General features: G+C 69.4%; 14 protein-coding genes and 1 pseudogene. 6 read left to right on the top strand and 9 right to left on the bottom strand.

Annotated elements, in window-relative coordinates:
* Positions 1 to 4 precede the first annotated feature (4 nt).
* The 4 genes from dnaK to ABZ796_RS17120 form a co-directional block, all read right to left on the bottom strand.
* Positions 5 to 1,897: a molecular chaperone DnaK gene (gene dnaK / locus ABZ796_RS17135; protein WP_357338408.1), complete on the bottom strand. Its 1,893-nt coding sequence runs from the start codon at positions 1,895 to 1,897 to the stop codon at positions 5 to 7.
* A 106-nt stretch (positions 1,898 to 2,003) separates the two neighbouring features.
* Entirely contained in the window at positions 2,004 to 2,879 is an 876-nt protein-coding gene (locus ABZ796_RS17130; RefSeq protein ID WP_357338406.1) for an MEDS domain-containing protein, read from the bottom strand.
* Positions 2,880 to 3,090: 211 nt separating this feature from the next.
* Positions 3,091 to 3,390 carry an antibiotic biosynthesis monooxygenase gene (locus tag ABZ796_RS17125; protein ID WP_357338404.1) on the bottom strand — a complete coding sequence of 100 codons (300 nt, stop codon included), beginning with the start codon at positions 3,388 to 3,390 and terminating at the stop codon, positions 3,091 to 3,093.
* A 194-nt stretch (positions 3,391 to 3,584) separates the two neighbouring features.
* Positions 3,585 to 3,800 (bottom strand): helix-turn-helix domain-containing protein, encoded by a 216-nt coding sequence (locus ABZ796_RS17120; RefSeq protein ID WP_357338402.1) that lies wholly within the window; start codon positions 3,798 to 3,800, stop codon positions 3,585 to 3,587.
* On the opposite strand from ABZ796_RS17120, the gene ABZ796_RS17115 reads away from it, so the two are divergent.
* The 3 genes from ABZ796_RS17115 to ABZ796_RS17105 all read left to right on the top strand — a co-directional run bounded on the left by ABZ796_RS17115 (position 3,799) and on the right by ABZ796_RS17105 (position 6,276).
* Positions 3,799 to 4,047 carry a zinc-binding dehydrogenase gene (locus tag ABZ796_RS17115; RefSeq protein WP_357338400.1) on the top strand — a complete coding sequence of 83 codons (249 nt, stop codon included), beginning with the start codon at positions 3,799 to 3,801 and terminating at the stop codon, positions 4,045 to 4,047. The genes ABZ796_RS17120 and ABZ796_RS17115 overlap by 2 nt on opposite strands.
* Positions 4,048 to 4,250: 203 nt before the next feature.
* A complete protein-coding gene (locus ABZ796_RS17110; RefSeq protein WP_357338398.1) occupies positions 4,251 to 5,270 on the top strand; it encodes an AraC family transcriptional regulator in 1,020 nt (339 codons plus the stop codon).
* Between the two features lie 166 nt (positions 5,271 to 5,436).
* Positions 5,437 to 6,276, top strand: coding sequence for an SDR family oxidoreductase (locus tag ABZ796_RS17105; protein ID WP_357338397.1), 840 nt, complete (start codon positions 5,437 to 5,439; stop codon positions 6,274 to 6,276).
* A 3-nt stretch (positions 6,277 to 6,279) separates the two neighbouring features.
* Here the strand turns inward: ABZ796_RS17105 and ABZ796_RS17100 are convergent, their stop codons facing one another.
* The 3 genes from ABZ796_RS17100 to ABZ796_RS17090 are packed head-to-tail and all read right to left on the bottom strand — an operon-like array spanning position 6,280 to position 8,325.
* Positions 6,280 to 6,888 carry an NAD(P)H-dependent oxidoreductase gene (locus ABZ796_RS17100; protein ID WP_357338395.1) on the bottom strand — a complete coding sequence of 203 codons (609 nt, stop codon included), beginning with the start codon at positions 6,886 to 6,888 and terminating at the stop codon, positions 6,280 to 6,282.
* A gap of 28 nt (positions 6,889 to 6,916) precedes the next feature.
* Positions 6,917 to 7,399: a hypothetical protein gene (locus ABZ796_RS17095; protein ID WP_357338394.1), complete on the bottom strand. Its 483-nt coding sequence runs from the start codon at positions 7,397 to 7,399 to the stop codon at positions 6,917 to 6,919.
* A gap of 20 nt (positions 7,400 to 7,419) precedes the next feature.
* Positions 7,420 to 8,325, bottom strand: coding sequence for an NAD-dependent epimerase/dehydratase family protein (locus tag ABZ796_RS17090; RefSeq protein WP_357338476.1), 906 nt, complete (start codon positions 8,323 to 8,325; stop codon positions 7,420 to 7,422).
* Positions 8,326 to 8,473: 148 nt separating this feature from the next.
* Between ABZ796_RS17090 and ABZ796_RS17085 the strand changes: the two genes are divergently transcribed.
* The 3 genes and pseudogenes from ABZ796_RS17085 to ABZ796_RS17075 all read left to right on the top strand — a co-directional run.
* The gene (locus tag ABZ796_RS17085; protein WP_357338393.1) at positions 8,474 to 9,652 is read left to right on the top strand and encodes an alcohol dehydrogenase catalytic domain-containing protein; all 1,179 of its coding nucleotides are present in this window, start codon (positions 8,474 to 8,476) and stop codon (positions 9,650 to 9,652) included.
* Positions 9,653 to 9,865: 213 nt separating this feature from the next.
* Complete coding sequence (locus ABZ796_RS17080; RefSeq protein ID WP_357338392.1) at positions 9,866 to 10,243, top strand: diguanylate cyclase; 378 nt, start codon at positions 9,866 to 9,868, stop codon at positions 10,241 to 10,243.
* A gap of 10 nt (positions 10,244 to 10,253) precedes the next feature.
* Positions 10,254 to 10,460: pseudogene (locus ABZ796_RS17075) on the top strand (diguanylate cyclase); the annotation flags it as partial.
* Here ABZ796_RS17075 and ABZ796_RS17070 read toward each other — a convergent pair.
* The gene (locus tag ABZ796_RS17070) at positions 10,378 to 11,112 is read right to left on the bottom strand and encodes an NmrA family NAD(P)-binding protein (RefSeq protein WP_357338391.1); all 735 of its coding nucleotides are present in this window, start codon (positions 11,110 to 11,112) and stop codon (positions 10,378 to 10,380) included. The pseudogene ABZ796_RS17075 and the gene ABZ796_RS17070 overlap by 83 nt on opposite strands.
* Complete coding sequence (locus ABZ796_RS17065; RefSeq protein WP_357338390.1) at positions 11,109 to 11,576, bottom strand: peroxiredoxin; 468 nt, start codon at positions 11,574 to 11,576, stop codon at positions 11,109 to 11,111. The genes ABZ796_RS17070 and ABZ796_RS17065 overlap by 4 nt, the downstream gene beginning before the upstream one ends.
* Positions 11,577 to 11,701 lie beyond the last annotated feature (125 nt).

The following is an 11,701-nucleotide window of genomic DNA, read 5'->3' as shown; positions in this document are numbered from 1 at the left end:
GCAGTCAGTTGGAGGTGAACTCGGCGTCGATGACGTCGTCGTCATCGCTGTCAGCCGCCTCGCCGGAGGCGCTCGCCGACCCGGTCGACGGTCCGCCGCCACCGCGGGCCACGGAACTCAGCACCTGGCCCAGCTGGTGGAGTTCCCCCGTCAGGGCACGGAGACGGTCCACGGGCTCGTCACCCTCGACCGCCTGCCTGGCCTCCTCGACCAGCATCTCGGCACGAGCGCGGTCGTGCTCGGCCACCGACCCGCCGGCCTCCTCGAGGGACTTGCGCACCTGGTAGGCCACGGAGTCGAGCTCGTTGCGGGCATCGACCCGCTCGCGCAGGGCGGCATCCTCACCACGGTGGGTCTCGGCGTCCTTGATCATCCGGTCGACCTCCTCCTGGCTGAGGGTGGAGGTCTCGCTGATGGTCACCTGCTGCTCGGCACCGGTGTCCTTGTCGCGCGCCGAGACGTGCAGGATGCCGTTGGCGTCGATGTCGAAGGTCACCTCGATCTGGGGCACGCCGCGCGGCGCGGGACGGATGTCCTCGAGCCGGAACCGGGCCAGCACCCGGTTGTCGGCCGCTCTCTCCCGCTCCCCCTGCAGCACGACGACGTCGACGGCGGACTGGTTGTCCTCAGCGGTGCTGAAGACCTCGGTCCGCCGGGCCGGGATGGTGGTGTTGCGGTCGATGACCCTGGTCATCACCCCGCCCATCGTCTCCAGACCCAGCGACAGGGGCGTCACGTCGAGCAGCAGCACGTCCTTGACGTCGCCCTTGATGATCGCCGCCTGGACGGCCGCGCCGATGGCCACGACCTCGTCCGGGTTGACGGTCATGTTGGGATCCTTGCCGCCGGTCAGGCGACGTACGAGTGCCTGCACGGCCGGGATCCTCGTGGACCCACCCACGAGGATGACCTCGTCGATGTCGTCGGCGGTGACCTTGGCGTCTTCCATGGCCTGCTTGACCGGGCCGAGGCAGCGCTCTACGAGGTCTGCGGTGAGCTGCTCGAAGGTCGACCTCATCAGGTTGACGTTGAGGTGCTTCGGCCCGGAGGCGTCGGCGGTGACGAAGGGCAGGTTGACAGCGGTCTGGGTGACCGCCGACAGCTCCACCTTGGCCTTCTCGGCGGCCTCGAAGAGGCGCTGGAGAGCCTGGGAGTCGTCGCGGAGATCGATGCCGTTGGACTTCTTGAACTCGTCGGCCAGGTAGTCGACGATTCGTCGATCGAAGTCGTCGCCGCCGAGGTGCGTGTCTCCGGCGGTGGATCGGACCTCGACCACGCCGTCTCCGACGGTCAGGATGCTCACGTCGAACGTGCCGCCCCCGAGGTCGAAGACCAGCACGGTCTCGTTCTCGAGCTTGTCCATCCCGTAGGCGAGGGCGGCGGCCGTGGGCTCGTTGATGATCCGGAGGACTTCGAGCCCGGCGATCTTGCCGGCGTCCTTCGTGGCCTGACGCTGCGCGTCGTTGAAGTGCGCCGGGACGGTGATGACCGCCTCGGTGACCCGCTCGCCGAGGAACTTCCCGGCGTCGTCGACCAGCTTGCGGAGCACCTGCGCCGAGATCTCCTCGGGCGCGTAGAGCTTGCCGTCGACCTGGAATCGGGCCGTGCCCTCGGGGCCTTCGACGACGTCGAAGGAGACCGTGTTCATCTCGCTGCTGACCTCGTCGTACTTGTGGCCGATGAAGCGCTTCGCGGAGTAGATCGTCCCTTTCGGGTTGAGGATCGCCTGTCGCCGGGCCATCTGGCCGACCAGGCGCTCGCCGTTCTCCAAGAAGGCGACCACGGACGGCGTCGTCCGATTGCCCTCTGCGTTCGGGATGACCTGCGGCTGCCCATTTTCGGTCGCCGCGATCACCGAGTTCGTCGTTCCCAGATCGATGCCGACTGCCCTGCCCATGACCACTCCATTCGCCGGAAGCATGTGTTACGGCCATGCTTCTCGCGGGCGAGGTCTCCTGCATCCCGTGAACGGGTGATTCTTGACCGGCCGGGGTCGCCTCTGGCTAGCCCTTGGGGAAGCGGTGCCGCAGCGCCAGCACTGTCAGCTCGACTCGCGAGTGGACGTCGAGCTTGAGGTAGATGTGCTTGAGGTGCGCGTCCACGGTATGGCGGGAGACGTAGAGCTCCTCGGCGACGCTGCGGTTCGACTTGCCCTCGGAGACGCGAGCGACGACCCGCAGCTCGGCGTCGGTGAGCGAGGCCCACCCGTGGTCTGCCTCGTCCTCATCACTCGCGTCTACCCTGACCAGGGGATACCGGGGTGGCGCGGCCGCGCTGGCAGCCCCCTGGTACGCCGTCGGATCCACGTAGTGGGGGTTGTCGATCACCGTGCCGTCCAGCAGGACCAAGGGGTGGGTGTGGAGAACCTCGACGAGCATCTCGGCCCCGAACTTCTTCAGGTCGTACAGACACATGAGGATGGCGGGCACCTCCTCGACGACGTGGTTCAGGGACGACTCGTAGACGAACAGCTCGTCCCAGCCCGGGGCGCCTGGCAGCACCCACGACATCTCGCCGGCGGCTCTGAGCAGGTCGAAGTCGTCTGCGACCGCCGCGTCCACGCACTCGGCGAGGAAGGTCACCATGCCATCGACACTGAACTCCCCCGACCTCTGGTAGACGTCCGATGATCGTTCGACGTCGAGCTGAGCCGATCGTCGCGAGAAGCCCGGGCCGGGCTGCCCCACGGCCAGGTCCCTGACCAGCGCCGGCTCAACATCATCGATCAGGCACAGACACTTGTCGCCCCGCCGCAGCCCCTCCTCGAGGAAGGGGTACAGCAGCCGGTCGCGCTCGGCCGGGCCCGAGTAGAGCGCGCAGAAGTGCGTGCCTGGGCTGACAACGCCGACCCCAGGGATTCCAAGGCTCAGACCGTTCATTATGGCCACCGTTCACCGTTCCGAGGAGAGATCCCCACACTACGCGCACTCGCCACGGGTAGCCATACCGCTTCGCGCGGTCGATGTCCAGGACGAGCCGAGTCTGTGCAGGGCGCCGGGAAAACGGCCCCTGAACTGCGAAGACATCGTCCAACTTCTTCCAGCGTCAGGGGTCGTTGCCCAGTCGCCTACGGGACTGCTGTCTCGGCGTCTACTCCGGGACCTTGTCGGCGAGGAGGTCGATCTTCTCGACCTGCGGCTCGGAGAAGAGGACGCCGGTGTTCGGCCCGAGCGCCTGACCGACACCGCCGGCGAGATGGGCGTCCCGGGCTTCATCGTCGGGGAACACGTCGAACACGCCGAAGCTCGAGGGGCCGAACTGGATGGCGAACCAGGCGATGGTGCCGGGCTCCGCCATCACGATCGTCCGCGCTTTCGTGAGGAAATCTGCGAGTTCTGCTTCCTTCCCCGGTAGCGCCTCGAGGCGCACCAGGAGAGCTTTGGTCAACATCGATCGGACTCCTTCGCTGGGAGGGTGCACCGCTGCGGCACGGACGGCCGCGAGCGGCTCCACACCCGAGGATGCTTGTCACCGGCCATGATCCTCAGGAGCGAAGCCGACCAGCATCCCGTGAACGGGTGCTTTCCCGGCTGCCGTCGAGCGACGCCGGCTCCTGGTCCGCGCCGAGCTCGCCCGGAGCTCGGTCATCCGCGCGCGCCGCCGGCCTCATCGAAGCGGACGCGATTGTCCTGGATCTCATCGTGGTGGGTGCCTGCCCAGTCGATCAGACCGGTGACGGCGTCGAGCAGCGTGGCGCCCAGATCGGTCAGCGCGTACTCGACGCGCGGGGGCACCTCGGGATAGGCGGTCCTGGTCACCAGGGCGTCACGCTGCAGCTGACGCAGCGTGTGCGTCAGCATGCGCTGGGAGATCCCCGTGATGGCCGGTCTGTGGCCCGGGAGCGAGCCGGCGTCCGAGCGCGGTATCCGCGTCGAGGCCCTCAGCGTGCAGTCCGACGGCGCCCAGCTGACCGAGCTGTCCAGGCCGGCCGATCAGGGTGTGTTGGTCCCCCGGGTCGCGCAGACCTTCCCGCTGCACGCCGCCGCGAAGGCTCACGCTCGGCTGGCCGACGGTGGCCTGTCGGGACGTATCGTGCTCGTCCCCTGACGCCCGGCAGCAGTCCATGACTGCGGCGAGGTGTTAGCCTCCGACCGCCGACGAGGAGGAGCACACGATGTCTGAATCTGCGGCCGCGGCCCGCACGTGCGGTGAGCGACCGATGACCCGGAATGCGCCGGACCCGGTCGGCAATGCCGGCTGACCCGGCGAACCGACTCCGGGACCGCCGGGGCGATCTTGCTTCTGGGCCGATGATCCGCACGGCGAGCCTCCGAGGGTTCGCGTCGTTGGTCGAGGAGCTCGGCGGACAGCCCGGTCAGCTGCTGCGCCGCTTCGGGATCTCGCCGCGTACCCTGGCCTCCGACGACGGCCTGATCCCGATCACCGCTCACGACCTGATGCTCGACGCGGCCGCGGCCGCGCTCGACTGCCCGGACCTCGGTCTGCGCCTGGCCGAGCGACAGGACCTGAGCATCCTGGGCCCGCTGGCGATCGCCGTCGAGTCCTCCGCGACCGTCGCGGACGCGCTGGAGTGCGCGTCGAGGTTCATGTTCGTGCACAGTCCGGCGCTCCGGATCGGCGTCGAGCCGGACCCCCGCGGAGTGCGCGGCGTCGTGGCTGCCACCTATCGCAAGGACCTGCGCGAGTCGCCGTACTCTCCGCAGGCGATGGAGCTCGGTCTCGGTCTGTTCCATCACGTGGCCGATCTCCTCCTCGGCGGCGTGACCGGTCTTCGTTCCGTCGAGATCCCCCACGCTCCGTTGTCGCCCGTCCACCGCTACCTCGACTTCTTCCGGGTCGACGTGAAGTTCGGGGCCGCGTCCGGAGCGCTGCGCCTCGACCGGTCCGCGCTCGGCCGGGGCTTCAGCAGCGCCGACGAGACGATCCGGCGGATCGCGCTCGAGCACCTCGCCACCCACTACCCGGACCCAGGATCAGCGACCGCCCCACGCGTACGCGGTGTGATCGCGGAGCTGTTGGCGTACGGAGCGCCCGGGACCGCACAGGTCTCGCGCATCCTCGGGCTGCACCCACGCACTCTTCAACGTCGCCTTGCGCGCGAGGACACGACCTTCGAGGCGCTGCTGGACGTGGTCCGGCGTGAAGCCGCACACCGCTACATCACCACGACCGAGATGTCGCTGACCCAGGTGGCGGCGCTGTCGGGATTCAGCGAGCAGTCCTCGCTCAGCCGCGCGGTGCGGCGCTGGTACGGCACCAGCCCCCGCGACCTACGCCGCGGCGGCGCGACGACGGTGGAGAGCGGCTGATCTCCACCGCTGTCGCGCTGGGACAAGTTCTTGCCTCGTGTGAGCGTCACACTCGTCGGGTCAGCGACGAGAAGGAGAGCATCATGACCGGCACGGAGACGCGACCCGACAGCGGTGGCCTCGTCCACGGCGGGATCGAGTACGGCACGCTGAAGGGCGGCCGGTCGTGAACCGCTCCGGGGCCGTCGTCACCGGGGCGGGCCGGGGGCTGGGACGGCAGATCGCCGCACTGCTCGTCGAGCGCGGCCACACCGTGCTGGTCACCGACCTCGACGAGGCGGCCGCCCGGGCCGCCGCCGAGGAGCTGGGGCCGAACGCGGTCCCCCGGGCGCTCGACGTACGTGACGCCGCAGCCGTCGACTCCGCGTGCGAGGCGCTGCTCAGCCACGCCGACAGCCTCGACGTATGGGTGAACAACGCCGGCGTGCTCGTGAGCGGGCCGGCCTGGACGCAGACCCCGGACACGCGCCGGCTGATGCTCGAGGTCAACGCGCTCGGCACGATCAACGGCACCGTGAGCGCCATCGACGCCATGCGTGCCGGGTCCGGTGGTCACATCGTCAACATCGTCTCCCTGGCCGGCATCACCGCCGTCCCCGGCGAAGCCGTCTACGCCGCCTCCAAGCACGCAGCCATCGGCTTCAGCCTCAGCACCCTCGCGGACCTGCGGCTCGCCGGCGTCGAGGACATCGACATCTCGTGCATCTGCCCGGACGGCATCTGGACCCCGATGCTCTACGACAAGCTCGAGGACCCCGCCGCCGCCCTGTCCTTCTCCGGCAAGCTGCTCCAGCCCGAGGAGGTCGTGGCGGCGGTCGGCACGGTGCTCGACAGGCCACGACCGGTCAAGACGGTGCCCGGCTGGCGCGGGATCCAGGCGCGGCTGGCCGACGCGATCCCCCGGCTCGGGCTGAGCGCGGCGCCCGTCGTCGTGGCCCAGGGACGCCGCACCCAGAGACGGCTCCTCGCTGAGGCGCGGCGTGACCAGGACGTGAGCCGCGGGTAGGTCCTACCCCGCGGGGTACGGCGACTCGGCGAGCAGCCCGGCGAGGTGGGCCAGGTGCCGGGCCATGGTCCTGGTCGTTCCCGCGGTCGCCTCCGGGGTCGGCTCCTTGTCCTTGTAGTCCACGCCCTGCATCGCCTCGCCGACCCAGTACGTCGCCCCGCCGGCGGGAATGGTGAAGCCGACATCGCTGAGCGCCTGACAGAGCTCGGCGGTGACGTGGTGGGCGCCGTCCTCGTTGCCGACGACGCCGATGCCGGCGACCTTGTCGTAGGTCAGCAGCCGGCCGTCGTCGTCGGTCTCACCGAGCTCGGCGTCGAGTCGCTCGAGCACCATCTTGCACACCGAGGAAGGCTGGCCCAGCCAGATCGGGGTGACCAGCACGAGCACGTCCGCGGCGAGCATCCGCTCGCGCAACTGCGGCCACGCGTCGCCGTCACCCTCGTCGATACTCACTCCGAAGCGGACGTCGTGGTCGACGACCCGGACCATCTCGCCCTTCACCCCGTGGTCCAGGAGCGCCGAGAGGATCTGGGATCCGAGCAGCTCCGAGCTGGACTCGCCGGGTGAAAATTTGAGGGTGCAGTTCAGGATCAGGCAGGTCGGTGACGTCATGGCATCAGGTAACCCATGGGCGCCACCGTCATGCGCTGATCACGGTACGGCCCACCCGCAGGTGCAGGTCCTCGAGCCGGGCGAGCTGGTCGTCGGCGCGGCGGATCAGCTCATCGAGCTGCAGCGCGTCGACACGGGCGTCGTCCTCGGTGGCCGTACGCAGCAGCTGCCACCCGGCCCGCTTGGCAGCCACCGCGTCCCGCAGCGCCTCCAGCTCGAACAGGTCCGAGAGCGGCGAGCGCCGCACCAGCCGGCCGTTCGGCTTGAACCGGCCGGCGAGCTCCACCGCCCGCCCGGTCGTGGCGGCGATGCGCGAGGGAGCCGCGCCGGTCGCCACGATGATCTGCCGCAGCTGCTCCCGGTCCTCGTTCACCTCGGTCGCCAGCTGACGTACCCGGGCGGCCACATCGGTGTCGGAGTGCGAGCGGCCGACGCGCTCGAACATCGCGAGTCCGGCGCTGGAGCCGGCCCAATGGTGCTGCAGGTAGGCGTGCAACAGGTCGTCGTTCATGGCTGCTCCTTCTCTGGAGGTCAGGGTCGTAGCGGCGGGAGCTCGCTGCCCGCCTTCTCCGGGAGCCCGGAGAGGACGGCCTCGAGCGCGTCCATGGCCGAGTGCCGCGGTTGCCAACCGAGCTCAAGCTCGGCGCGGGCCGTCGACATCAGCGGCAGCTGCATGACCGCGTCCAGCAGGCTGCCGGGGACGGGCACCAGCCGCGCGCGCCAGGCACCATCGAGGCCATGGCTGGCCAGGCGGGGCGAGACCTCGACCGTTCGAGCACCCATCAGCTCGCCGAGCTCGTCGCGGCCGATCGTGCCGTCACCGGCCAGGTTGAACGCGCCCGCCACCTCGGTGGTCGCCGCCGTGGCCAGGGCCAGGGCACCACCGAAGATGCGCCGTTGCTCGCTGGCCGCCGAGCGCTGGAAGACGAAGGCGGGCCGAACTCTGACCACACGGACCTCGGGGTGGTTGCAGGCGAACGCGTCCAGGGTCCGTTCGACGTACGCCTTCTCCCGGCAGTACGCAGCAGCCGAGGCTCCGTCGGTCTCCCAGGTCTCGTCAACGGGATCGTTGTGATGCACCGGGGAGTAGGCCGCCACCGACGAGGCACACACGAGCGCCGGGACACCCGCGCGGGCCACGGCCTCGAGGACCCGGCGCGTGCCGACGGCGTTGGTCGCCCAGGTCTCCTCGGGGCGGTGCGTGGGCTGGAACTTCCAGGCGAGGTGCACGACCGCGTCGGCACCTTCCACCACCGGCTCCAGGTTGGCCGTCGACACATCGGCCACCCGCCACTCGACGGAGGCCTGGGCATAGGCGCGAGGACCGTCCGGAGCACGGCGCGCGACGGCGACGACCTCGGCCGCGCCGTCTGCGGTGAGTGCCCGGACGGCGGCGCTGCCGAGGTTTCCCGACGCACCGATGACGACCACCTTCATGTTGTCCACGCCCTCCCTGCGGCCGCTCTGGTCTGCGGTATGAGTCTCACCGGTACCCACCACGACCGGGTTCAGCACTGCCGCTCGCCCGGGTCGGATCCCCGGATCGGGGTACCGCAGGGGTGACTCGATCCAAGGAGGAACACCCATGAAGGCAGTCACCTGGCAAGGACGACGCGACATCCGGGTGGACGAGGTCCCCGATCCGCGCATCGTCGAGGACGACGACATCGTCGTCGAGATCACCTCGACGGGGCTGTGTGGTTCCGACCTGCACCTCTACGAGGTGCTCACCGGCTTCATGACCCCAGGCGACGTGGTCGGGCACGAGCCGATGGGGATCGTGACCGAGGTCGGTCCCGGGGTCCGCGAGGTGAGCGTCGGCGACCGCGTGGTGGTGCCGTTCAACATCAGCTGCGGCACCTGCTGGATGTGCCGGCGCGGCCTGCACTCGCAGTGCGAGACCACCCAGAACCGCGACCAGGGCACCGGCGCCAGCCTCTTCGGCTACAGCTCCCTCTACGGCCAGATCCCGGGTGGCCAGGCCGAGTACCTGCGTGTCCCCTTCGGCAACGAGCTGCCGATCAAGGTCCCGCACGGCCCGCCCGACGACCGCTTCCTCTTCCTCTCCGACGTCCTGCCGACCGCCTGGCAGGCGCTGCAGTACGCCGACCCCGACCCGGAGAGCACCCTGCTGGTCCTCGGCGCCGGTCCCATCGGCGACATGGTGAGCCGCTTCGCGCTCGACGCGGGCCACCGGGTCATCAGCGTGGACCGGGAGCGCGAGCGGCTCGCCCGGGTCCGGCAGCGTGGAGCCGAGACGATCGGCCTCGACTCCGGTGACATCGCCGAGCAGGTGCGCGACCGGACCGACGGACGCGGGGCGGACGCCGTGGTCGACGCCGTGGGGATGGAGGCCCACGGCTCGCCGATCGCGGAGGGGATGACCAAGCTCGTCTCCCGGATGCCGCGAGCTGCCAGCCGCCCGGTGATGCAGGCGGCCGGAATCGACCGGATGGCCGCGCTCCACACCGCCTTCGACGCCGTGCGCCGCGGCGGCACCGTCTCGATCGCCGGGGTATACGGCGGCGCGCTCGACCCGTTCCCGATGATGCAGCTCTTCGACAAGCAGGTCGGCATCCGTATGGGCCAGGCCAACGTACGCGCCTGGACCGACGACCTGATGCCGTTCCTCGAAGGCGACGACGACCCGCTCGGCGTCAACTCGTTCGCCACCCACCACCTGCCCCTGAGCGAGGCGCCGGAGGCCTACAAGTCCTTCCAGGAGAAGGCCGACGAGATGGTGAAGGTCGTCTTCAAGCCCTGAGGGAACCGCGTGCCCAGGCAACGTCGACCCGTCGACTCCAACGCGACTGCAACGGCATAGAAACCATGCTTCAACGCGGTCGTAACCATTGCGGCCGTCTTTCCTCAACCGCCCCGAAGTCAGCGTTCTCATCGGTACGCTCCGATGTCGGCTGGCGGGTAGTGGAGTGTCCGTTCCGGTCGGTCCTGACAACGGCGCGAGGGATGATATCCAGTGGCAAGGCTCGCGACCGCCTTGCTCGCAGCAACCGCCAGCGGCGCGTTCGGCTACGGATTCTGGCAGCGGCACCGTCGACATCTCGAGACGCGCAAGCTGGGCGAGGTGCGAGAGCGGACTCAAGAGCTCCAAGCCGAGGTCAGCAAACTCGTCGCGCAGGTCGAGGCATTGCACCGTGACAGTCTTACCGGCCTCCTGACGCGCGATCAGTGGGAGTCAGAAGCCGCCGTGCTGCTGGCCAGAGGACAGGCGCGAGCGATGCTGTGGATCGACCTCGATCGATTCAAGGATGTGAACTCGTCGTTCGGACATCTAGCCGGAAACGCAGTTCTCGCGGAGATCGGCAAGCGACTGCGAACGACGGATGACGGATGACGGATGACGGATGACGGATGACGGAAGCCTCGCAGGTCGATTCGGAGGCGACGAGTTCGTCATCGCTCTCCCGTACGAGCCGGCAGCAGCAGAGCTCGACCGCATCTCGGCGCAGCTGTCCACACCGATCACCATCACGACGCCCCTTGACCCGACTCCGAGGACGGTGAGCCCGACTGCATCGATCGGCGTCGCGGTGTGGTCCTCCGCGGCACCCCCTGGGGTGCGTTTCCTGTTGGACCTCGCAGACCGTGCCATGCGTGAGGCCAAAAAGACGCGCGGCTGGGTGACCATGACACACGGAGCCTGATTAGTCGTGAGTCCCGCCGTTCGGGTCGGGGGTCCAGACACCGCCGGACGCCTCCGGGCCGGTGAGGTCGTAGGTGAGCCCTCGGTGACGCTGCGGCGCCGTCCTCACCGACCAAGGAGGGCAGGAAGTCGAGGTAGAAGTTGTCGCGCAGCAGGGTGTAGCCCATCCCGCTCGCCTTGATCCGCTCCTCGGTCGCGAAGTGGTCGCGCGCGAGCGTGAATACGGCATCCGGCGCGGCGCCGAAGAAGGACGTGTAGACGACATGCTCGACCCCGGCCGCCGCGGCCGCGTCGACAAAGGTGAGGTGCTGTTCGAGGCGGTCCGCCGACTCGGAGGCCGAAACCATGAGCACGGTCTGAACGCCGTCGAGAGCCCTCACCGCGGCCTCCCTGTCGCCGTAGGTGACCGCGAACGCATCGACCCCGGGGATCTCGGGAGCCCTGGCGGTGTCACGTACGAGCAGACGGAAAGCGGCGTCGGAGCCGCCCATCGCGCGGGCGACGGCGCCACCGACGAAACCGGTGGCGCCGGTGACCGCGACGATGGGGCGGCTGGTCATCCCACTTCGTCCCGGAGCGCGGCGAGGGCCTCGTCGGCGTGGATCTCGGCCTTGAGCATCCCCTCGACGACGGCCTTGATCCGGCCGTCGGTGCCGATCGCGAAGGTCGTACGCTGCAGCGGCCCGAGCTTGCCAAGGAGGCTGGGCTTCACGCCGTAGAGCGCGGCCACCGAGCCGGCGGGGTCGGAGAGCACCGGATAGTCGAGGTCGTGGTTGGCGGCGAAGCCGGCCTGCTTCTCCACGCTGTCCTTGCTGATCCCGAGCCGGTGGGCGCCGATCGCCTCGAACTCGCCCGCGAGGTCGCGGAAGTGGCAGGCCTCCTTGGTGCACACCGGCGTCTCGGCGGCCGGGTAGAAGAAGAGCACCACGGGACCCTTCTCGATCAGTGACGAGAGGGTGACGGACGTACCGTCCTGGGCGGGGAGCGTGAAGTCGGGCGCGACGGCACCGGTCTCGAGCGGCATGGCGACAACCTACTCCGAGAGTCCATACGCCTGATCGGAATACTGGGTGCCGTCGACCTACCGCCCACTCCACGAGCCCAGATGTCTTCGAGGAGCAGGGGCTCGACGCCGCCGCGGGGGTGCGT

The sequence above is a fragment of the Nocardioides sp. NPDC047086 genome (assembly GCF_040643685.1).
In the GTDB taxonomy this organism is placed as follows: Bacteria; Actinomycetota; Actinomycetes; order Propionibacteriales; family Nocardioidaceae; genus Nocardioides.
The sequence above is the reverse complement of the archived record's forward strand: the minus strand, read 5'-3'. Positions and strand labels throughout refer to the sequence as shown.

What these genes read in the sequence shown, in the direction of transcription:
- dnaK (WP_357338408.1), bottom strand. Translation starts at nt 1,897, where the DNA reads ATGGGCAGGGCAGTCGGCATCGATCTGGGAACGACGAACTCGGTGATC.
- ABZ796_RS17130 (WP_357338406.1), bottom strand. Translation starts at nt 2,879, where the DNA reads ATGAACGGTCTGAGCCTTGGAATCCCTGGGGTCGGCGTTGTCAGCCCA.
- ABZ796_RS17125 (WP_357338404.1), bottom strand. Translation starts at nt 3,390, where the DNA reads ATGTTGACCAAAGCTCTCCTGGTGCGCCTCGAGGCGCTACCGGGGAAG.
- ABZ796_RS17115 (WP_357338400.1), top strand. Translation starts at nt 3,799, where the DNA reads ATGCGCTGGGAGATCCCCGTGATGGCCGGTCTGTGGCCCGGGAGCGAG.
- ABZ796_RS17120 (WP_357338402.1), bottom strand. Translation starts at nt 3,800, where the DNA reads ATGCTGACGCACACGCTGCGTCAGCTGCAGCGTGACGCCCTGGTGACC.
- ABZ796_RS17110 (WP_357338398.1), top strand. Translation starts at nt 4,251, where the DNA reads ATGATCCGCACGGCGAGCCTCCGAGGGTTCGCGTCGTTGGTCGAGGAG.
- ABZ796_RS17100 (WP_357338395.1), bottom strand. Translation starts at nt 6,888, where the DNA reads ATGACGTCACCGACCTGCCTGATCCTGAACTGCACCCTCAAATTTTCA.
- ABZ796_RS17095 (WP_357338394.1), bottom strand. Translation starts at nt 7,399, where the DNA reads ATGAACGACGACCTGTTGCACGCCTACCTGCAGCACCATTGGGCCGGC.
- ABZ796_RS17090 (WP_357338476.1), bottom strand. Translation starts at nt 8,325, where the DNA reads ATGAAGGTGGTCGTCATCGGTGCGTCGGGAAACCTCGGCAGCGCCGCC.
- ABZ796_RS17085 (WP_357338393.1), top strand. Translation starts at nt 8,474, where the DNA reads ATGAAGGCAGTCACCTGGCAAGGACGACGCGACATCCGGGTGGACGAG.
- ABZ796_RS17070 (WP_357338391.1), bottom strand. Translation starts at nt 11,112, where the DNA reads ATGACCAGCCGCCCCATCGTCGCGGTCACCGGCGCCACCGGTTTCGTC.
- ABZ796_RS17065 (WP_357338390.1), bottom strand. Translation starts at nt 11,576, where the DNA reads ATGCCGCTCGAGACCGGTGCCGTCGCGCCCGACTTCACGCTCCCCGCC.